The 20,442-nt window shown below is 71.3% G+C and carries 12 protein-coding genes; all 12 read left to right on the forward strand.

Features of this window, described 5'->3' with window-relative positions:
* Positions 1-3 precede the first annotated feature (3 nt).
* Positions 4-972 carry an AAA family ATPase gene (locus tag ELQ92_RS05965; protein ID WP_128498111.1) on the forward strand — a complete coding sequence of 323 codons (969 nt, stop codon included), beginning with the start codon at positions 4-6 and terminating at the stop codon, positions 970-972.
* Positions 973-979: 7 nt separating this feature from the next.
* Positions 980-2,242, forward strand: a complete 1,263-nt coding sequence (locus ELQ92_RS05970; protein ID WP_128498112.1) for a DUF58 domain-containing protein — start codon at positions 980-982, stop codon at positions 2,240-2,242.
* Entirely contained in the window at positions 2,239-4,785 is a 2,547-nt protein-coding gene (locus tag ELQ92_RS05975; protein WP_128498113.1) for a transglutaminase-like domain-containing protein, read from the forward strand. The genes ELQ92_RS05970 and ELQ92_RS05975 overlap by 4 nt, the downstream gene beginning before the upstream one ends.
* A gap of 175 nt (positions 4,786-4,960) precedes the next feature.
* Positions 4,961-5,602 (forward strand): FHA domain-containing protein, encoded by a 642-nt coding sequence (locus ELQ92_RS05980; RefSeq protein ID WP_128498114.1) that lies wholly within the window; start codon positions 4,961-4,963, stop codon positions 5,600-5,602.
* A gap of 102 nt (positions 5,603-5,704) precedes the next feature.
* On the forward strand, positions 5,705-6,958 hold the full coding sequence (locus tag ELQ92_RS05985) for an FHA domain-containing protein (RefSeq protein ID WP_128498115.1): 1,254 nt from the start codon (positions 5,705-5,707) through the stop codon (positions 6,956-6,958).
* Between the two features lie 13 nt (positions 6,959-6,971).
* Complete coding sequence (locus ELQ92_RS05990; protein WP_243694902.1) at positions 6,972-8,465, forward strand: serine/threonine-protein kinase; 1,494 nt, start codon at positions 6,972-6,974, stop codon at positions 8,463-8,465.
* Between the two features lie 2 nt (positions 8,466-8,467).
* Positions 8,468-14,341 (forward strand): Ig-like domain-containing protein, encoded by a 5,874-nt coding sequence (locus ELQ92_RS05995; protein ID WP_166426726.1) that lies wholly within the window; start codon positions 8,468-8,470, stop codon positions 14,339-14,341.
* A gap of 84 nt (positions 14,342-14,425) precedes the next feature.
* Positions 14,426-15,394, forward strand: a complete 969-nt coding sequence (locus ELQ92_RS06000; protein WP_128498118.1) for an AAA family ATPase — start codon at positions 14,426-14,428, stop codon at positions 15,392-15,394.
* Positions 15,391-16,713, forward strand: coding sequence for a DUF58 domain-containing protein (locus tag ELQ92_RS06005; RefSeq protein ID WP_128498119.1), 1,323 nt, complete (start codon positions 15,391-15,393; stop codon positions 16,711-16,713). The genes ELQ92_RS06000 and ELQ92_RS06005 overlap by 4 nt, the downstream gene beginning before the upstream one ends.
* Positions 16,710-19,106 (forward strand): transglutaminase-like domain-containing protein, encoded by a 2,397-nt coding sequence (locus ELQ92_RS06010; RefSeq protein ID WP_128498120.1) that lies wholly within the window; start codon positions 16,710-16,712, stop codon positions 19,104-19,106. Before ELQ92_RS06005 ends, ELQ92_RS06010 begins: the two co-directional genes overlap by 4 nt.
* Positions 19,103-19,636 carry a DUF6121 family protein gene (locus ELQ92_RS06015; RefSeq protein WP_128498121.1) on the forward strand — a complete coding sequence of 178 codons (534 nt, stop codon included), beginning with the start codon at positions 19,103-19,105 and terminating at the stop codon, positions 19,634-19,636. Before ELQ92_RS06010 ends, ELQ92_RS06015 begins: the two co-directional genes overlap by 4 nt.
* An 80-nt stretch (positions 19,637-19,716) precedes the next feature.
* The gene (locus ELQ92_RS06020) at positions 19,717-20,364 is read left to right on the forward strand and encodes a spermidine/putrescine ABC transporter substrate-binding protein (RefSeq protein ID WP_128498122.1); all 648 of its coding nucleotides are present in this window, start codon (positions 19,717-19,719) and stop codon (positions 20,362-20,364) included.
* Positions 20,365-20,442 lie beyond the last annotated feature (78 nt).

The following is a 20,442-nucleotide window of genomic DNA, read 5'->3' on the forward strand; positions in this document are numbered from 1 at the left end:
CCAGTGCCCGTCACGACCGAACAGGCCGCGTGGTTCCGCGACGCCTTCACGAGCCTCGTCGACAACGTCGACAAAGCGATCCTCGGCAAGCAGGACGTCATCCGACTCGTCGTCGCCGCGATGGTGAGCGAGGGCCACGTGCTGCTCGAGGACTACCCAGGGACGGGGAAGACGGTCCTCGCGAAGGCACTCGCCAACACGCTCGACGGTGCCCACTCGCGCATCCAGTTCACGCCGGACCTGCTGCCTTCCGACGTGACGGGTGTCACGATCTACAACCAGAACACGCGTGAATTCGAGTTCCACAAGGGCCCGATCTTCTCGCAGATCGTCCTCGCCGACGAGATCAACCGCGCGTCGCCCAAGACGCAGTCGGCCCTCCTCGAGGTCATGGAGGAAGGCCTTGTGACGGTCGACGGCGAGGCGCACACGGTCGGTCGACCGTTCATGGTGATCGCGACGCAGAACCCGGTCGAGCAGGCCGGCACGTACAAGCTCCCCGAGGCGCAGCTCGACCGGTTCCTCGTGAAGACGTCGCTCGGTTACCCCGACCGGGAGACGAGCGTCGATCTGCTGATGGACGCCGCGAACCGTGCCCGGGCATCGCGAGTCTCGGCCATCATCGGGGTCGACGCCGTCAACGCGATGATCCAGCTCGCCTCCGAGGTGCACGTGGAGCGCGCCGTGATGGAGTACATCACCGACCTCTTGCAGGGCACCCGCGAGGACGAGGACGCCGCCCTCGGGGTGAGCATGCGCGGAGGACTCGCGCTCGCGCGTATCGCGAAGACGTGGGCGCTCTCGCAGGGGCGCCTCTACGTCACTCCGGACGACGTGCGCGACCTGGCGCCCCACGTCCTCGCCCACCGGATCATCGTCGACGCCGAAGCGGAGTTCGCGGGGACCACCGCGGTCGACATCGTGACGCGCGTGATCGCACGGGTCGCTCCGCCGGCCGCGCGGGCGGCCTAGGCGACGGATGACGGCCACGACGACCGGGACGTTCGGCCCGGAGACGAGACCCACGGGGGTCGCGGCGATCCGGCGTGCGCTCGCGGCCGCGATCCGACCGGTCGTTCGGGCGCTCGGCCCGATCGTCGGCGTCGTGACGACGACGGGTTGGCTCGTCGTCGTGGCCGCCGTCCTCCTCCTCGCCGCGGGACTCGTGTGGTCGTGGTCGGAACTGCTCGTCGTCGCCTTCGCGGCCGTCGGTGCCGTCGTCGTCGCGATCGTGACCGTGCTCGGGCGCACGAGTTTCCGGGTCGACGTGACCCTCAGCCCGACGCGGGTGGTCGTGGGGGAGCGCGCGATCGGTCGTGTCGAGATCACGAACGTCGGTTCGCGCCGGACCTCCGCCACGCGCCTCGAGCTCCCGGTCGGTGAGGGACTCGCGGTGTTCGCGATCCCCGGTCTCGCCCCCGAGTCGTCGACCGACGAGCTCTTCGCCGTCCCCACTCATCGCCGCGCGGTCATCGACGCCGGACCGGCCGTGACGGTGCGCGGCGACCAGCTCGGCCTCTTCCGCCGCACCGTGTCGTGGACGGACCCCATCGAGCTCTTCGTGCATCCCGTGACCACCCGACTGCAGCCGAGCGCCGCCGGTCTCGTGCGCGACCTCGAGGGGCAGACGACGCAGAAGATCACCAACAGCGACATGGCGTTCCATGCGCTCCGCGAGTACGTCGTCGGCGACGACGTCCGCAACGTCCACTGGCGCAGTTCCGCCCGGACCGGTCAACTGATGGTGCGGCAGTTCGAGGAGACGCGCCGTTCCCAGTTGACCATCCTCCACACCTCCGACGAGCGCTACTACACGGCGTTCGACGAGTTCGAGCTCGCGGTCTCGGTGACCGCGTCGGTCGCGACGCAAGTCATCCGGGAAGCGACAGCGATCGATGTCGTCACGGAGGACCGGCGCTTGCGCACCCATACGGGTGGCGCCCTCCTCGACGATACCTGCCGGATCGACGTCGTCCGCGGCGCGTCGTCGAGCCCGCGCGACTTCGCGCGGGACGCGACGGCGATGCTGCCGGCACCGAGCGTCGCGGTCATCGTCGCGGGTGGACTCATGACGGCCGCCGACTTCCGAGCGATCGAGAAGTTCTTCCCGTCCGAGACGCGCGTCATCGCGCTCCGCATCGCTCTCGGGGAGAATCCGAAGGTGCAGATCGCCGGCGGGCTCCAGATCTTCACGGTCGGGGCCCTCCGCGACCTGCCACGCGTTCTCGCGAGGGCCTCGTGAGCGGTCCGGGCACGAACGGCACCCCGGAAGCGAGCGGCGTCACGGCGACCGGGTTGCGCGCGGGTCTCGCCGACACGGCCACGGCGACGCGACGGCGCGCCCGCCGCACGGTGTCGCGACCGACACGGGGTTGGCGCGTCCCGACATCGGGCCTCGCCGCGAGCGCCGATCGTCGCTCGCTCGTCGACCTCGCGGTCGTCTCGCTCCTCCTCGTCATCGGACTGCTCGGCTTCGCCCCGGTCCTCGTCGGCGGCTGGTTCCTCGTCGCCGCCGTCGTCGGTCTCGTCGTGGGGATCGCCGCCGGCTGGCTCTCTCGACTGCTCGGTCTCTCCGCGATCCTCACGGCGCTGCTCGCGCTCGTGCTCTACTTCCTGCTCGGGACGCCTGCCGCGATCCCCGGCCAGGCGATACTCGGTGTGCTGCCCTCGCTCGGTTCTCTGCGCGGGCTCGCGCTCGGCGCCGTCCTCGGGTGGGCCGACGTCCTGACGCTCTCAGCCCCCGCCGCCGCGCCCGATTACCTCCTGGCGCTGCCGTATGTGAGCGGGTGGCTCACCGGCCTCGTCACCGCGGTCCTCGCGTTGCGCTGGCTTCCGCGCGGCAGTCGCTCCCTCGGCCGCGTCGCCGTCCTCCTCATCGCGCCGGTCGTGCTCTACGTCGTGACGGTCGTGTTCGGCACCCACGCCCCCTTCCTCGCCGCGCTGCGCGGGACGGCGTTCGCGGTCGTGGCCCTCGTCTGGCTCGGTTGGCGCAACCCCTTCGGCCGCAACGCGAGCATGCAGGACCGCAGCACCCTCGCCCGGCGGAAGCTCATCGGCACCGCGGTCGTCGTGGCGGGGGCCGTCGCCGCGGGTACCATCGGCGGTGTGGCGACGGAGGCGCCGCTCGCGTCGTCGCGCTTCGTGCTCCGGGACGTCGTCCAGCCGCCCGTCGACCCGGTCGACTATCCGAGCCCGCTCGCGGGCTTCCGCAACTACACGGCCGACCTTGACGAGACGATCCTCTTCACGGTCGACGGACTGGTCCCGGGCGACCAGATGCGTCTCGCCACGATGGACGCATACACGGGTCGGTTGTGGGACGTCGCAGGCGCCGACGTCGCGACGAACGGATCGGGGTCGTTCCGGCTCGTCGGCGGGGAGTTCCCGGAACCGGACCTGTTCACGCGCGCCGATACCCGCTCCCTCGACGTCACGGTGCAGGGCTATTCGGGCGTGTGGCTACCCGGAGTGGGCGCCCCAGTGCACCTCGCGATCGAGGGAGCGGACACGGAGCGGTCCGAGAGCGTGCGCTTCAACGCCGCGACGTCGACGACGGTCCTCATGTCGCGCTTGTCCGAGGGCGACGCCTACACCCTCTCGAGCGCGACGCAAGCGGTGCCGTCCGACGAGGCGCTCCAATCCGTGCAGCCCGCCCAACTCTCGATGCCGCCGATCGTGGACAGTCCCGACGTCGTGACCGCCAAGATGGCGGAGTACGTCGCGGACGCGCGCACCCCGATCGAGCAGGTCCGCGCGATCGAGACGGCCCTCCACACCAACGGCTTCCTGAGTCACGGTCTCGCCTCGGACAGTGTGCCCTCGCGCGCCGGCCACGGAGCCGACCGGATCGAGGAGCTCTTCACCCGCAACCAGATGATCGGCGACGAGGAGCAGTTCGCCGCGGCGATGGCGCTCATGGTGCGTCAACTCGGCTTCCCCGCCCGAGTCGTCATGGGTTTCGCCCCCGAGAACGTCGTCGAGGGCCAGCCGACGGACGTCTTCGGCGGCGACGTCACAGCGTGGGTCGAGGTGCCGTTCGCGGGCGTCGGATGGATCCCGTTCTACCCGACACCGGATGAGACGGAGATCCCGCAGGACCAGAACCCGAAACCGCAGACCGAGCCCCAACCGCAGGTCCGCCAGCCTCCGCGCGTCGAGAAGAAGCAGGAGGACCTGCTGACCTCCGTCGACACCGAGGACGGCGAGGACGAGGAGAAGGACGAGCAGTTCGTCCTCCCCGCCTGGGTCGTCTACGCCGCCATCGGGATCTCGGCGCCGTTCCTCCTCCTGGGACTCTGGATGCTCGTCGTGGCGCTCATCAAGGCGGCGAGGCGACGACGACGGCGTCGTGTACCGGAGGGGCACCGACGCGCCGTGGGCGCGTGGGACGAGCTCATCGACGGCCACCGCGAACTCGGTTTCGCCCTCCCCGTCAACCAGACGCGTATCGCGACGGCGTCGAGCTTCGCCGCTCAACGGTCCCGGCGGGCCTCGGACGCCGGAACCGCGACCGACCCTGCGGTCGCCCGGTCGCTCCACGACCTCGCGACGCGTGCGGACGCTGCGGTCTTCGCAGGAGGGGAGACGGAGAACGACGAGGTCGAGGGACTGTGGCAGGCGGCACGCCGCGAGGTCAGGGCGGCCGGCCGCGGCGTAGGCTGGTGGAGGCGACTGCGCAGTCGCCTCCGCGTCAGCCGCTCGCGACGAGCCCGTGAGCGCCGACCGGTCACCGACGGATCATCACGGAGGGGAGCGACGCGCCGTGTCGCAGTCAGAAGCTCCTGAGCCGGGCGCTCGCGAACAACCGAGCCCCCCGGAGAAGCCGGGCGTCGACCGGTCGGCCTCGCAGTGGTGGAACGGACTCCCCGTGCCACCGCGACCGCCGCTGCCGCACTCGACGACACCGGTGCCTGAATCGACACCGGTGCCTGAATCGACACCGGTGCCTGAATCGACACCGATGCCTGACTCGACGGCGACGTCGTCTCCGTCGACGGCACCGACGCTCGAGCCCGCTCTGCCGGCGACCGACGCGGCTCCCCCTCGCGGGTACATCGGACTGCCGCCGGGAATGGGAGGGAGCGCGTCGGCGTCTGTGTCGCCTCCTGTCGCTCCGCCTGCTCCTGTCGCTCCGCCTGCTCCTGTCGGGTTCCCGTCTCCTCCCGCTCCGGACGCGCCCGTCGACACGGTCCGCGCCGCTGCGGATGCCGTCCCGGCCGCACAGCATTCCCCGGCAGACGTCCCCGTGACGGCTCCGACGACGATCGAGAGCCCGGTGCTGCACTTCCCGGACGGGTCGAGCGCCGTGATCGGTCGCGGCCTCCTGCTCGGGCGTGACCCCGTGGCCCGAGCGGCGAGACCGTCGGCCGAGCTCGTGAGGGTGCACGACGTGGCGCGCAGCGTCTCGAAGACCCACGCCCTCGTGACGTGGGACCGCGGCCACGTCTGGGTCACCGACCTGTATTCGACGAACGGGACGGCCGTCATCGACGACGACGGGTTCGAGACGGCATGCGCGCCCGAGACGCCGACCCCGGTCCCGAGCGGACACAGTCTGCTGCTCGGCGCCGTCCGCGTCGTCGTCCAGCGCGTGGGCCGCTGAGGCAAACGACATGAGGCGGCCCGTGGCCCCCGGTCGTGGTCTGCCGCCGGCCCTGCCGCCCGCTTAGGCTGGAGGGACAGGCTCGCGATCGAAAGGGTTCCAGTGTCGTCGCCGGGTTTCCGCTACAGTCTCGAGACTCCCGCCCCGTCGTGGTTGTACCTCGTCGGCGCCGAGACCGTCGTCGGCATGCTCACCCCCGTCGATCAGCCCGTCGTCGACGGCGTGTGGGCCGCGGTCTCGCGGCCGGGGGCACGTTTCGACGACGTCATCGCGACGATCCCCGAGCGGCTCGCGGATGGCCGTGTCCTGTCGTTCGTCGCCCTCTCGGTCCGTCCGACCGAAGACGCCACCGCGGCCGTGTCGGCCCTCGTCCACGGCGAGGGGATGCTCGACGTCGACGTGATCGGCGGGTCGGCGCGCATCACGCCGCCCGAGGGCCGTTCATGGGCGCGATCCGAGCTCGAAGGCGTCGTCGCCGTCAGTACGGTCACACGGACCGGAGGCGGCATCGGCGCGTCCGTGGAGTTCCCGGTGGCCGGCGGCATCATCGTCGCGGATCGTGTGGCGTGGGGAGCCGGACGTCTCATCCCGCAGCGGCCGACCCCGGAGGATGACAGCCTCGTCCGCCCCGCTGACCTCACGGGCGAGATCGACAGGACCGTGCGCCGCGACGATCTCGCGAGTGCCCGTCGGACGGCGGCACATGCGGCGCCCGCGGCCGCCGCGGAGGGAGCGGGCGCGGTGCCGTCGGCGGCGTCGTCGTCCACGCCATCGTCTCCGTCCTCGTCCTCCCGTGCGGCACCGAGCCGCGCCGAGACGACGGTTGCGACGGGGTCGATCCCCGTGGACCCCGATGACATCCCCGACTCCGTGCTGCACGACGGTCGAACCGTCGTGCGGTCGTCGTTACCGCCGGCTCCCGACGAGGCCACGCGAGTCCGGTCGGTTCCGGAGCAGCAGACTCCGCGGCGCCCGTCCACCTTCGCCTTCCGCATCCGCGACGGCCAGCCGTATCCGCTCGACGTCGTGCACTACGTCGGTCGCAACCCTAAGCAGCCCCGCATCCCGCTCGACGAGCCCGTTCGCCTCTTCTCGGTCGCCTCGCCGACGAAGCTCGTCTCGTCGACGCACCTCGAGCTCCGGCAGCAGGGGGACTCGGTCGTCGTGACGGATCTGCGCTCGACGAACGGGACCTCGGTCATCCTCCCGGGCCGTGCCTGGCAGCGTCTGCGGGCCGGTCAGGGCGTCGCGGTGATCCCGGGCACACTGATCGACATCGGTGACGGCGTCGTGCTCGAGATCATGCCGCCGACCGGCGTGTCGAACCCCCAGGGAATCCCGCCCTCATCGGCCTAGGATGAGGTCACTCGTGCTGACGCTCACCGGCGTCGTCGTCGGCCCGGGAGACCCGTTGATCGGAGGTGACGCCCGCGTGAATACACGCCTGCCGTCCGCGGCTCCGGCTCTTCCCGGCTTCACCTATTCGAGCATCCTCGGCTCCGGCGGTTTCGCCGACGTCTTCCTCTACGAGCAGGACAGCCCGAAGCGTCAGGTCGCCGTCAAGGTCATGCTGAGCGGGTACGTCGACCAGGCGTCTCGTGACGTCTTCCGCGCGGAAGCCGACCTCATGGCGCAACTCAGCATGCATCCCGCGATCCTCACCGTGCACCAGTCGGGTGTCGCGGCCGACGGCCGTCCCTACCTCGTGATGGAGATGTGTCCGTCCTCCGTCGGCGAGCGGTATCGCGCCGAGCGCCTGAGCGTCGCCGACGTGCTCCGCATCGGCGTGAAGATCGCGGGCGCCGTCGAATCCGCGCACCGCATGGGCGTCCTGCACCGTGACATCAAGCCGTCGAACATCCTCCTGACCGTCTACGGCAACCCCGTGCTCAGCGACTTCGGCATCGCCGCGGTGATCGGTTCCGCCGCGCCCGACCAGTCGGTCGGGCTCTCGGTGCCCTGGTCGGCGCCCGAGGTCCTCTCGGCCGCCTCCAACGGTGACATCGCGAGCGAGGTCTGGTCGCTCGGGGCCACCGTGTACTCCCTTCTCGCGGGGCGCAGCCCGTTCGAGATCCCGGGCGGTGCCAACACCCCGGCGGACCTCATGACGCGGATCGCTCGAGGAAGGCTTCCCGCGATCGAGCGGGCCGACGTGTCCGAACGGCTGGAGCTCGTGCTCCGACGTGCCATGTCACGACGACCCGAGGCGCGGCAGTCGAGTGCTCTCGAGTTCGCTCGCGAACTCCAGATGGTCGAGGCCGAGCTCGGTCTCCCGCAGACGCAACCCGACATCGCGGTCGACGAATGGGTGCAAGCGCCCGTGTCCGACCCGGCGGACCGCACCCGTGCAGGAGCCATCCGCCAGATCGACCCGGGCCGTCGACCCCGCAAGGTCAAGGCGAGTCCCGACGACAGGTCCCCGGCGGATGCGCGCACGGTGGTGCGAGAGTCGATCGCGACGCCCGGGAGGTCCACGACGGGAGGCCGCAGCGCCCCCCCGAGTCGCACCGGCCGGATCATCGCCGCGGCGGTCGCCGCCGTCGTCGTGCTCGCGGTCGCCGTGACCACCGTGCTGCTCACGAGCGGCCGCGGCGACGACTCCATCCCCGTCGTCGGCGACATCGCCGCGACGGTCGAGGGTGAGACAGCCGTCTTCACCTGGACGAACGACGGGCTGGTCGAGGGCGACAACTTCGTCATCACGAGCTCCGACGGCTCCGAGAGCATCCAGCGCACGACGGAGTTCCGCATCGACGGCACCGCCGGGTCTTCCGAGTGCATCACCGTGACGGTCAGGCGATCCGGTCGGCTCGGTGAGCCGAGCGCCGAGAAGTGCATCGAACTGCCCGGCGGGACCGGATGATGATGCGCGCGTGGCTCGGGCGTCACCGTCGCCGCGTGTTCTCGGGAGCGGCGGCGACGGCGGTCGTCGCCGTCCTCGGAACGCTCGCGGTCACCTCGGTGGGCTACCGGACGCAGAACACGGAGCTCGACGACGCGGCCGTCTGGGTCGTCAACGGGCAGGACGGCGCGATCGGTCGGGCGAATCTCGAGGTCCTCGAACTCAACAGCGCCTTCCGGGTGGAGGCGAACGACCTCGACGTCCTGCAGCGCGGCGAGACCGTCGTAGCGGTCGATCGCACGCGATCGACCATCGCCCGCGTCGACGTGGCGACGGCGACGCACGATGAGGACGTCCCCCTTCCGCCCGGGACGGAGACCGTCGGGCTCGCGGGGGACCGCGTCGTGATCGTGGCAGACGGCGACGTGTGGTTCGTGCCGCTCGACGGCCTCGGCGACTTCGACGCTGCGACGGAACCGGTTCTCACGCTCGGCGCCGGCGCGGTGTCCGCGCTCTCTCCGTCCGGCCGACTCGTGGTCTACTCCCCGTCGCTCGGCGAGCTGTCGTCGCTCGACGCCGCAACGGAGGACGAGGTCACCGAGACCCGTGCGGTCGACGCCTTCGCGGGAGCGGACGTCGGCATCACGACCATCGGCGACTCGACGGTGCTCCTCGACGCGGACAGCGGCGTCATCGACGTCGACGGCTCACGCCGCACGCTCGACGGGGCCACGGGAGCGGTCCTACAGGAGCCGAGCGACCGGGGATCGGCCGTCGCTATCGCAACGTCGACGGGGCTCCTCGAGGTCCCGCTGGACGGCGACGGCGCCCCAGTGGTGATCGCCGACGCGGAGGGGGAGCCCGCTGCGCCCCTCGTCGCCGGAGACTGCCTCTACGGGGCGTGGGACGGCGGCACGCTGGTCGAACGCTGCGGGAGCGCCGACCCCCGGGTCTCGATGCTCGAGGGCCTCGGCGACGGGGCCGCCCCACGGTTCCGCGAGAACCGAGGTCGCGTACTCCTCAACGACGGCCGCTCCGGCCGGTCGTGGGCGGTCCAGGACGGCGACGCCCTCATCGACGACTGGGCCGCCCTCCTCGACGACGACGCGGACCGTCAGGACGTCGAGCAGAACGACGAGGACGCCCCGCCCGAGTACGAGACGACGCCGAGCCCTCCCAACGCCGTCGACGACGAGTTCGGTGCCCGGCCGGGTCGGACCTCACCGCTGCCGGTGCTCCTCAACGATTACGACCCCAACGGCGACGTCCTCGTGATCGACGAGGTCGAGTCCCTCCCGGAGGACGTCGGACGGCTCGATGTCGTGGCCGAGGGTCAATCCCTCCAGGTGGCCCTCGCCGACGAGGCGTCTGGCACGTTCTCGTTCGGCTACACCGTGAGCGACGGCCGCGGCGGCTCCGCGAGCGCCACGGTCGAGCTCACCGTCCGCGCCGCCGGGGAGAACGCCGCCCCCGTACAGGTGCGCGCGCCGAAGACCCTCGTCGCGGCGGGGGCTCGCGTCACGACCAACGCCCTCACGACGTGGTTCGACCCGGACGGCGACCCCTTCTATCTCGTGTCGTCGGCAGCGTCGGCTCCCGAGCTGGCACTCTCGAAGCCGGACGGGACGGTCGTGTTCACCTCGTCCGGCGAGACGACGGGCCGGTCGGACGTCTCCCTCGTGGTCTCGGACGGAACGGCTCAGGGGGCCGGACGTCTCTCGGTCACCGTCCGGGAGCGCGACGACGTCCCCGTCATCGTCGAGCCCTTCTCGGCGGTCGCGCATGTCGGCCAGGAGATCACGATCTCGCCGCTCGCCCACGCCAGGGGCGGGGTGCAGGCCATCCGGCTCGCCGGGGTGTCCGAGAGGGACGGCGCGCGCATGGTCCCCGATTACGACGCCGGCTCCTTCCGTTTCACCGGGGAGACCGCGGGGGTGTACTACGTCGACTTCTCACTCACCGACGGCACGAGCACGACGGCGGGCGTCGTCCGCGTGCAGGTGACGACCCCGCCAGCCGTGGGTGAGGCGCCCGTCGCTGCCCCGCACACCGTCTTCGTGCGGGCCGGGACCCCGTCGACCGTCGATGTGCTCGAGACCGACCGGGATCCGGCGGGCGGTGTCCTGCTCGTCACCGACGTCGACACGACGGCGCTCGCCTCGAGCGTGCGCGTCGAGGTGCTCGCGCAGCGTTCCGTCCGCGTCGTGCTCGCGGGTCCGATCGACGCCCCGGTGTCGTTCCCCTACACGATCAGCAACGGCTACGCGGCGACGACGGGCTCGATCACCGTGATCGGGATCCCCGAGCCCGAGCGGCCACAGCCACCGATCGCGACGGCCGATTCGGTCTCCGTCCGAGTCGGCGACGTCGTCGACATCCCCGTCCTCGACAACGACGAGCACCCGGACGGCAGCCAGCTCACGCTCTCGGCGGACCTGCCGCGCGGTCTTCCTGCGGAGGCCGGGCTCGTCTTCGTCTCGGGCGACGTCGTGCGTTATCTCGCTCCGCCCACGCCCGGCGACTTCACGATCACCTATCGTGTGGCGGGACCCGACGGCCAATGGGCCGACGCCGACGTCACGATGAGTGTGCGCGAGATCGACCGCTCCTCCAACACACCTCCGTCGCCTCGGACGGTCACCGCACGCGTCTTCACCGGCGAGACGGTGCGTGTCGAGGTGCCGCTGTCCGGGATCGACCCCGACGGTGACTCGGTCCAGCTCGTCGGCCAGTCGAGCTCGCCGGAGCTCGGGAACGTCGTCGCGAGCGGGTCCACGTGGTTCGACTACGAGGCCGGCGCGTACGCGGCGGGCACGGACTCCTTCGAGTACACGGTCGTCGACACGCTCGGCGCCCAGTCGACGGCCCTCGTGCGGATCGGCGTCGCCACGCGAGCCGACGCGGCCCGCAATCCCGTCGCCGTCGAGGATCTCGTCGTCACCCGCCCGAATCGCACAGTGACGGTCCCTGTCCTCGAGAACGATTCGGACCCGGACGGCGGCTCCCTCGCCGTCGTGTCCGTCACGTCCTCCGACACCGGGGTCGCGGCGACGATCGTCGGGGGCGCCGTGGAGGTGGAGCTCCCGGACGTCGAGGACCAGTTCGGCTTCGTCTACACGATCGCCAACGACCGCGGCGGCTCGTCCTCGAACTTCATCACGATCGTGACGGACGCCGATGCTCCGCCCGCGGTCCCGGTCGCTCGCGATGCGATCGTCCGAGTGGAGGACGTGCTCGATCGCGACTCCGTCACCGTCGACGTCCGCGCGAACGTGACCTACCTCGACGGCCCGGTGTCCGAGCTCGACGTCGACGTCCCGGCGCGCTTCGCCGATGTCGCGACGGTGGACGACCGCGGATCCGTCGTCGTCGAGATCGGCGATTCCAGCCGCGTCGTCCCGTTCAGCGTCTCGAATCCCGAGGAGGACGGCGTCGAGGGGTGGGCGTTCGTCCGGGTCCCGGGCCTCGAGGACGCCCTCCCGCAATTGCGCAGTGCGGCCGACGCGGTCACCGTGCGCAGCGGCGAGACCGTGCGCATCGAACTCTCCGAGCACGTCGTCGCGATCGGTGATCGCGACGTCCGGCTCACCGAACGGTCGGCCGTGAGAGCCGCCCACGCGAACGGCGACGAGCTCGTCGTCGACGACGACACCCTCGAGTTCACGAGCGCCGACGAGTACTTCGGTCCGGCGTCCATCCTCTTCGAGGTGACCGACGGCGACGGTGCCGACGACCCCGATGGCCGCATCGCGACGCTCGTGCTCCCGATCACCGTGACCCCGCGCGACAACCAGCCGCCCGTCTTCACGGGTGCGACCCTCGATGTCGAACCGGGCGAGTCCCACACCCTCGATCTGAGGCGGCTCACGACCTACCCCTACCCGGAGAACCTCGGCGAGCTCTCGTTCTCGCTCGCCGCTGCCGCCCCCGACGGGATCGTCATCGCGATCGACGGCTCGTCGCTCGACCTCTCCGTCGCCTCGTCGACCGCCGTCGGCACGAACGTCTCGCTCCCGATAGCGGTCGTGGACGCGGACAACGAGGGCACCTCGGGTCGGATCGACGTGCGCGTCGTCCCCTCGACGCTCCCTCTCGCCTCACCGGCACCGGACAGCGTCCCGGTCTCGCGAGGGTCGACGACGACGATCGACGTCCTCGCGAACGACGGCGCGACGAACCCGTTCCCCGACACGCCCTTGAGCGTGGTCGCGGTCCGCGGACTCGACGGCGGTGCGCTGCCGGCCGGCGTCTCGATCTCGCCGTCGCAAGGCGGCGCACTCCTGACCGTCAACGTCGCGGCCGACGCCGCGATCGCGGACGTGACGCTCCAGTATCAGGTCGCCGACGCGACCCGGGATCCCAGTCGTCTCGTCTGGGGCACCGTGAGGGTCTCCGTACGAGACCGCCCCGAACCCGTGACGGCGCTCTCGCTGCGCTCGGTGTCGGATCGTTCGCTCACCCTCGGCTGGACGCCCGGCGCCTTCAACAACGCGCCCATCAAATCCTTCACGGTGACCCTCACGAGCGTCGCGACGGGGGACGTGCTCTCCGCGACACCGTGCTCCTCGTCGGTGTGCACGGTCGGGACGCCGGGAAACGGGCGGGAGAACGCCGTCCGCGTCGAGGTCACGGCCACGAACGACGTGGGGACGAGCGACCCGACAGCGCTCGGCGCCGCGGTGTGGTCCGACCTGATCCCGCCGGCGCCCGCGACCCTCTCGTCGTCACCGCTCGACTCCGGGCTCCGGGTGTCGTGGACGAAACCATCGGACTCCTCGGGCGCGAGCCCCATCGTCGCGTACGACGTGACCGTGGGGTCGATCACGCAGACCGTCACGGTGAGCCGGAGCGACCCGGCGGGTACGCGATACGTCGAGAACATCACGTCGGCGTCGATCCCCAACGGGACCCCGGTCGCCTTCGCCGTGCAGTCGCGAAACGACTTCGCGGGCGCCTCTCCCCAGTGGAACCGCGCGTCGGGCTCGAACACGCCGGCGGGCGCTCCGCTCGTCTCCGGTTCGCCGAGCGCCGATGCCGACCGCTCCTCCGGTACCCGCGTGACGGTCTCGTGGGCCGGGCTCTTCTCCGGCAACGGCGCGGCTCTGCAGCGCTTCTACGTTGCGCTCTCCTCAGACGGATCCCTCCCGTCCTGCCGCGTCGACGGCCTCGACCAGGGCAACCCGCAGCTCTCGATCTCGGACCCCGATGGCGAATTCATCAACGCCGGCACCGCCACGAGCCATACGTTCTCGGACCTCACTCCCAACACGGACTACCGAGCCGTCGTCTTCGCATACAACGGACAGGGCTGTACCCGGAGCGCCGAGGTCTCGGCGACGCCGCTGCAGCGGCCCGGAGTACCCGAGCCGCCGGCGTTCGGGCGCCTCGCGAAATTCAGTGACGGCCTCTACTCGTACAGCGTCGGCGCGATCGAGTACTCCTCCGGGGGAGGCGCGCTCTCGACGACGATCTCCTACCGGGCGACGGGCAACGGCGTCGCGACGGAGGGCGTCATCGACTCCTCCCGGTTCATCGTGCCGATCGACCGCCAGTACGGCTACGCCCTCGACGTCCAGTTCCAGGTCTGCGAGCAGTTCGGGGCCGGGACGCTCTGCAGTGAATGGTCGTCGCCCGTGCGGACGCCGGAAGCCGTCGTGAGCACCCGCATCTCGCCGCAGCAGGACGGTCTCACCATGAGCTTCTCCGACGGCCGCCCCATCGGTGGGGCGCCCGGGCCCTTCCTCGAATTCAGTTGCGACAACTTCGCCACCGGGGCGCAGCAACTCGGGCGATCCGGGTCGTGCGAGAACTCGGCCGAAACCCGTGGCAACATCTGGGTGAGGGTCTCGTTGCCCGGGCAGCCCGAGCACCGGGACCTGTGGAAGCCGGTCCCGTGACCGTGCGGACGCGACGGTGTGTGCCCTGACCCAACGGACACCGGAGATCCTTCCCACCGAGCAGCAGACGAAAGAGACCGAGACATGACGATGACCCCCGAGCAGGCCACGTGGTTCGCGGGCGTGTGCGACCGCATGATCGCGAACGTCGACCAGGTGCTGCTCGGGAAGAGCCACGTCATCCGCCTCGCCTTCGTCGCGCTGTTCAGCGGCGGTCATCTCCTTCTCGAGGACGTTCCGGGGACGGGCAAGACCTCGCTCGCGCGCGCCATGGCCCAGAGCATCGACGGCACGGCGAGTCGCGTCCAGTTCACTCCCGACCTCCTTCCCGGCGACATCACGGGCGTCAGCATCTACGACCAGAAGACGCAGGAGTTCGAGTTCCACCGCGGTCCGATCTTCGCCAACGTCGTCCTCGCCGATGAGATCAACCGCGCGAGCCCGAAGACCCAGTCCGCTCTGCTCGAGGTGATGGAGGAGGGTCAGATCACCGTCGACGGCGTGCGGCACCCGGTGGATCGGCCGTTCATGGTCATCGCGACACAGAACCCCATCGAGCAGGCCGGTACGTACCGCCTGCCCGAGGCGCAGCTCGACCGCTTCCTGCTCAAGACGTCGATCGGGTACCCCGATCACCAGTCCACGATGCGCATCCTCGAGAACCCGCACTCGAGCGATGCCGCCGAGGTGTCCGCCGTCGTGCCCGCCTCGACCGTCGCCGACATGGTCTCCCTCGTGTCCACGGTCCACGTCGACCCGTCGATCAACGACTACATCGCCCGGATCGTCGAGGCGACCCGGGCGGCGCCCGAGGTCCGCCTCGGAGCGAGCGTGCGAGCGGCGCTCGCGCTCGTGCGGGGGACACGCGCACTCGCGGCGTCCGCGGGTCGCTCGTTCGTGATCCCCGACGACGTCAAGGCGCTCGCCGAGGTCGTGCTCGGCCACCGCCTCGTCCTCGACCCCGAGGCGGAGTTCGATGGCGTCACCCCCTCGAACGTGATCTCGCGCGTCCTCATCGACACGCCGCCGCCTCAGGACCAGAGCGCGCGATGACCCTCATCCGGCGACCGGGCGAGCGGGCCGAGAGGGTCGGGGTGCTCGCTGCGGCGATCGCGTCGGTCGTCGGCGCGTTCAGCCGGTTGACGTCGGGCCTCTCCGCAGCCTGGCGGCGAGTGGTGTCGGTCGTCGAACCGCTCGGGTGGGTGATGGCCGCAGCGGTCGTCGTCGCCCTTCCGGTGGGGTACATCGCGGCGTGGGGGGAACTCGTCCTGCTCGGCTGGACCGGCGTCGTGGTGCTGCTCGTCGCCGCCGCCTTCCTCGTCGGCCGCTCCCGGCACGAGGCGACGATGTCGATCCCCGTGGGCCGTGTCGTCGTCGGAGACCAGGCAGCCATCCACTTGAGTGTCGTGAACCCCACGCGGCACCGCCTCGGCCGTGTCCGGGTCGAGGTGCCGGTCGGCGAGGCGGTCGCCGACTTCGCCATCCCGGGGCTCGCCGTCGGCGCCCGGTTCGAGGACACGTTCGTCATGACGGGGACGCGCCGTGGCGTCGTGCCGATCGGTCCCGTCCGCACCATCCGGGCGGACCCGATCGGGATCGTGCGGCGGGAGCGGCGCTGGGACGAGCGGGTCGACCTGTTCGTTCATCCCCGGACGATCTCGATCCCGAGCATCAGCACCGGATTCGTGCGCGACCTCGAAGGGATTCCGACCAGCGAGCTCACGGCGAGCGACCTGTCGTTCCACTCGTTGCGCGAGTACGTCCCGGGCGACGAGCGCCGGGCCATCCACTGGAAGAGCACCGCCCGTACCGGTCAGTACATGGTGCGGCAGTTCGAGGAGAGCAGACGCAGCCACCTCATGGTCGTGCTCGCTCTGCACCCGGACGAGTTCGCGACGGACGACGAGTTCGAGATGGCCGTCAGTGTCGTCGGATCGCTCGGCACCCGCGCGATCGCCGATGGACGAGACGTGTCGGTCGTCGCGAGCGCCGTGACGGGGGGCGGTCCCGCAGCGCCGCGCCCGCGGGCCGCCTCGGCGGTGGACCACCTCGCATCGCTCTCGCCCACGCGACTGCTCGACGACCTCTGCCGCGTGGATCCCCGCCCCGGGGCGTTGCGGATCGCCGACGTCGTGAGGTTCGCCTCGGAGCGCGTCGCGGGTGTCTCGCTCGCGTTCCTCGTCTGCGGGTCGACCGCCACGGCGACGACCCTCATGGCCGCCGCGGCGAACCTTCCGCCCGGAGTGGCGGTCGTCGCCGTCGTCTGCGATCCGGAGATCGTGCCGAGCATGCGCCGCATCGGGGACCTCACGGTGCTCACGATCGGCTTCCTCGACGACCTCTCGACGTCGCTCCTGCGGACCAACACATGAGCGCCGAGACACGAGTCGGCCCCCGCCGTGCGCGTCGGACGGCGCTGCGGCCACGTCGCGGCACGCGGACCCCCCGCTACGTCGCGGCAGCGGTCGCCGTCTCGAGCATCGCCGTCGCCGTCGCGAGCGCAGCGCTCTGGCCCCTCTACGCCTCGCCCGCCTTCCTCCGGGTCGTGGCGGGAGCGATCCTCATCGGTCAGATCATCGCCCTCATCGGTGCGCGTCGCCGATCCGGCCCCTGGGTGATGACGGCGTGGTCGGCGCTCGCCGTCGCGGTCGTCGGCGTGCCGCTCGCGGTTCCGTCGCTCGCCGTCGGGGGAGTGCTCCCGTCGTTCGAGGGGCTCGCCGCGCTCGCCGAGGGCGTGGTGCTGTCGTGGAAGCGGTTGCTCACGATCGCCACGCCCGTCGGCGACTATCAAGCGCTCCTCGTGCCGGCGCTCCTGCTCGTACTCGCGACGACGATCATCACGACGTCCATCGCCGTGCGGAGCCGGCTCCCCGAGGCCGCTGTGGCGGTCCCCCTCGCACTTCTCGTCGCGGGGATCGTTCTCGGCCCCCGGGACGTGCCGGCTCCGGTGCTCACGAGCGCGCTCCTCGGGGGTGTCCTGCTGCTCTGGCTCACGGGCCTCCGTGAGCGCCGGAACGCGGTCGCCGCCGGGGCCTCGACGGAGGTCTCCGGCTCCGTGGCGTTCTCCCGCGGCGACCGCCGCCGCTCCATCGTCTCCTCCCTCGTCTCTGCCGTCGCCGTCGTCCTCGTGGCTCTCTCGGCGGCGGCCGTCCTGACGACGGTCCTCCCTCCCGACGGAGTCCGAGCGGTCGCCCGTGACGCCGTCGAGCGCCCGTTCAACGCCCGTGAGTATCCGAGTCCGCTGTCGACCTTCCGCAGCTACCACCGGGACGCGGCGGCAGACGAGATCATGCTGACCGCCGATGGTCTCGCGTCCGCCCGGATCCGCCTCGCGGCGATGGACGACTTCGACGGCGTCGTATGGAACGTCGGCAGCGCCTCGGACCCGAGTGCCGCCGGATCGTTCGAGCGGCTCCCGTTCCGGCTCGACCCGGCAGTGGGCGGGACGGCGAGCACGACGACCGTCACGATCGGGGCGTACGACGGCGTCTGGCTGCCCGGGAGCGGCTACCTCGGTTCCGTGCGTTTCTCGGGCGACCGGGGGGCGCGGCTCGCCGATTCGCTCTACTACAACGCCGAGGCGGGGACGTCGGCCGTCACGGCCGGACTGTCGAGCGGTGACGGCTACACCGTCGAGGCCGTCGAACCGGTTCTCATCGCGCCGGACGCGATCGACTCGCTCGTGCCCGATGGGCCCGTCGACCGGCCGGGCGACTCGCCCGAGGGCCTGCTCGACGTGCTCGACGCCTACACGACGGCCGGTGCCGCTCCGGGGGAGAACCTCAGCGCCGTGCTCGAGGGCATCCGCTCGGTCGGGTACATCAGCCACGGAGTCGGAGACGACGAGCCGGCGAGCCCGTCCGGGCACGGCCTCGACAGGCTCTCGCGCCTCCTGAGCGACTCGCCCATGGTGGGGGACGGCGAACAGTACGCGTCGCTCGCGGCGCTCGTGGCGCGTCAGCTCGGCTTCCCCTCCCGTGTCGTCATGGGATTCGCCAACGACGGCGCGGAAGGGGACGGACCGGTCGCGTTCACGGGGTCGGACGTCGCGGCGTGGATCGAGGTGAGCGTCGCGGGCCGCGGCTGGGTCGCCATCGATCCGACTCCCGAGGAACGCCCCGTGCCCGAGAAGGAGCCTGAGGATCCAACCCTCATCGCGCGGCCGTACCAGGACGTGCAGCCGCAGCCGGAGGAGGAACCGGACCGCAGCGAGCAGACGGCCCCGGATTCGAGCGAGCCCGAGGAGCAACCGGACCTCGACCCGGTCCTCGCCGTCCTCCTGCAGATCGCGCGGGTCCTCTCGTGGGTGGTCATCGTGGTGGCGATCATTCTCTCCCCGTTCATCGCGGTGATCGCGGCGAAAGCGCGACGGCGCACGCTCCGGCGCCGCACGACGGACCCGGACGAACGCGTCGTGGCGGGTTGGCGGGAGTTCAGTGATGCGATCGTGGACCACGGCATCGAGCCACCGCCGTCCGTGACCCGCCATGAACTCGCCGACCTCCACGGGGCGCGAGGAGCGCATCGTCTCGCGGTGTTGGCCGACCGGGTGACCTTCTCCACGATCGGGTCGACGGAGGGTGACGCGGATCGGGCGTGGAGCCTCGTGGACGACCTGCGCGCGGCGCTCGATTCCCGCGTCGACCGTCGAGGGCGTCTGCTCGCGCTCGTCTCCCTGCGATCGTTGGGCTTGCGACGAAGCGGATCGACCCCCGCCCGTCGCGCACCGTCCCGGCGGCCGTCCCGTCGGCGGGACGAGCGGTGAGCGGCTCGCCGGGTTGTCCGACGTCCGGGGACGGCGGTCCGCGTCGTCGGGACCGCGCCGAGCGCGACCGGGCGACGGTCCTCGCGGTCTTCTCCGTCGTCCTCCACCTCGCCCTCGTGGTGTGCGCGTTCGGTTTCGTGAGCCTCCTCGCGGACGTCGACGTCGTCTCGCGCGCCGGCACCGGAGCGCTCGTCGGGCCGGCGATGATCACGGCAGGGGTCCTGGCCGCCGGTGTCCTCCTCGTGCGGGACGCGCGGTCCGCCGTCACGGGCGAGAGGCGCCGTTCCTGGCCGCTGCTCGTGGGACTGGTCGCGCTCCTCACCTACGTGTCGTCGGGGGCCGTGCTCGTGCTCCTGGAGGAAGGCTCCTGGTTCGAGGGCCTGCTCTTTGCCTCGTCGACGCTCACATCGGTGTTCCCGTACGTCGTGGGCGTCCTCGCCGCCGTCGTCGCCGTCGCGTACGCGGCGATCGCGGACGCACGGCCGGGGGCCGGACCCCGATGGCCGTGGGAGCGGGACGGACCGGCCTGACGGAACCCCCACGCCGATGATCTTCCCACCGGGCCCCATGAATCCGGTCATCCGTGCCTCTCGCGCACTACGGTGTAGGCATGGAGCGGTCCCTCGAGACGACCGTGGCCCAGGCGGTCGACGCCTGGCTGCGCTGGCTGCCGCGGTGGCGTCCGGCCACGACGCGTGGCCGGACCCGGTTGTGCCGCCGCTGCTTCGGGTCGCCGATCGTCACCGCCGCCGGCCTCGACTCCGACGTCCCGCACGCCGTCCAGCACGCGCTCACCACCCGCATGAAGACGATCATCGACGCCGTCGTCGACGAGTACACCGAACGGAACCTCCCACTGCTCCATCAGGAGCTGCTCGAGACGGAGCGTCGCAAGTCGACCGGCTACCGCCCCGAGCGGGGACTCGACCCGGAGTTCGAGGGGCTCCCGCTCGATCCCGAGCCCGAGCCGGGGGAGCCGTACCTCTTCACGCTCGCCGAGCTCGCCGGGCAGAGTGATGCGGGGGCGGTGACCGCGCGCCCACGGGACCTGTCGGAGGAGGAGAAGCAAGCGCTCCGCACCGAGCTGCGCCTCGCCGACGAGTGCGCGACCCACGCCGGTCGGCTCGTGTGCATCGCTCTCGAGGAGCACAGGTCGCGCATCCGAGCGGGCATCGAGCGCCACGTCGAGCCGCACGTGGAGGCGCTCCTCGCCGACCTCACGGTGCACCTCGACACGCCACCCTCGCGCTGGACCTGACGGCAGGGGGAGTCCTCCCCCTGTCCACTCGATCCCGCGTCGATAGACTGACGGCGTCGCCGATCGACGAAGGGGATC

It is taken from the genome of Labedella populi (genome assembly GCF_004078655.1).
In the GTDB taxonomy this organism is placed as follows: domain Bacteria; phylum Actinomycetota; class Actinomycetes; order Actinomycetales; family Microbacteriaceae; genus Labedella; species Labedella populi.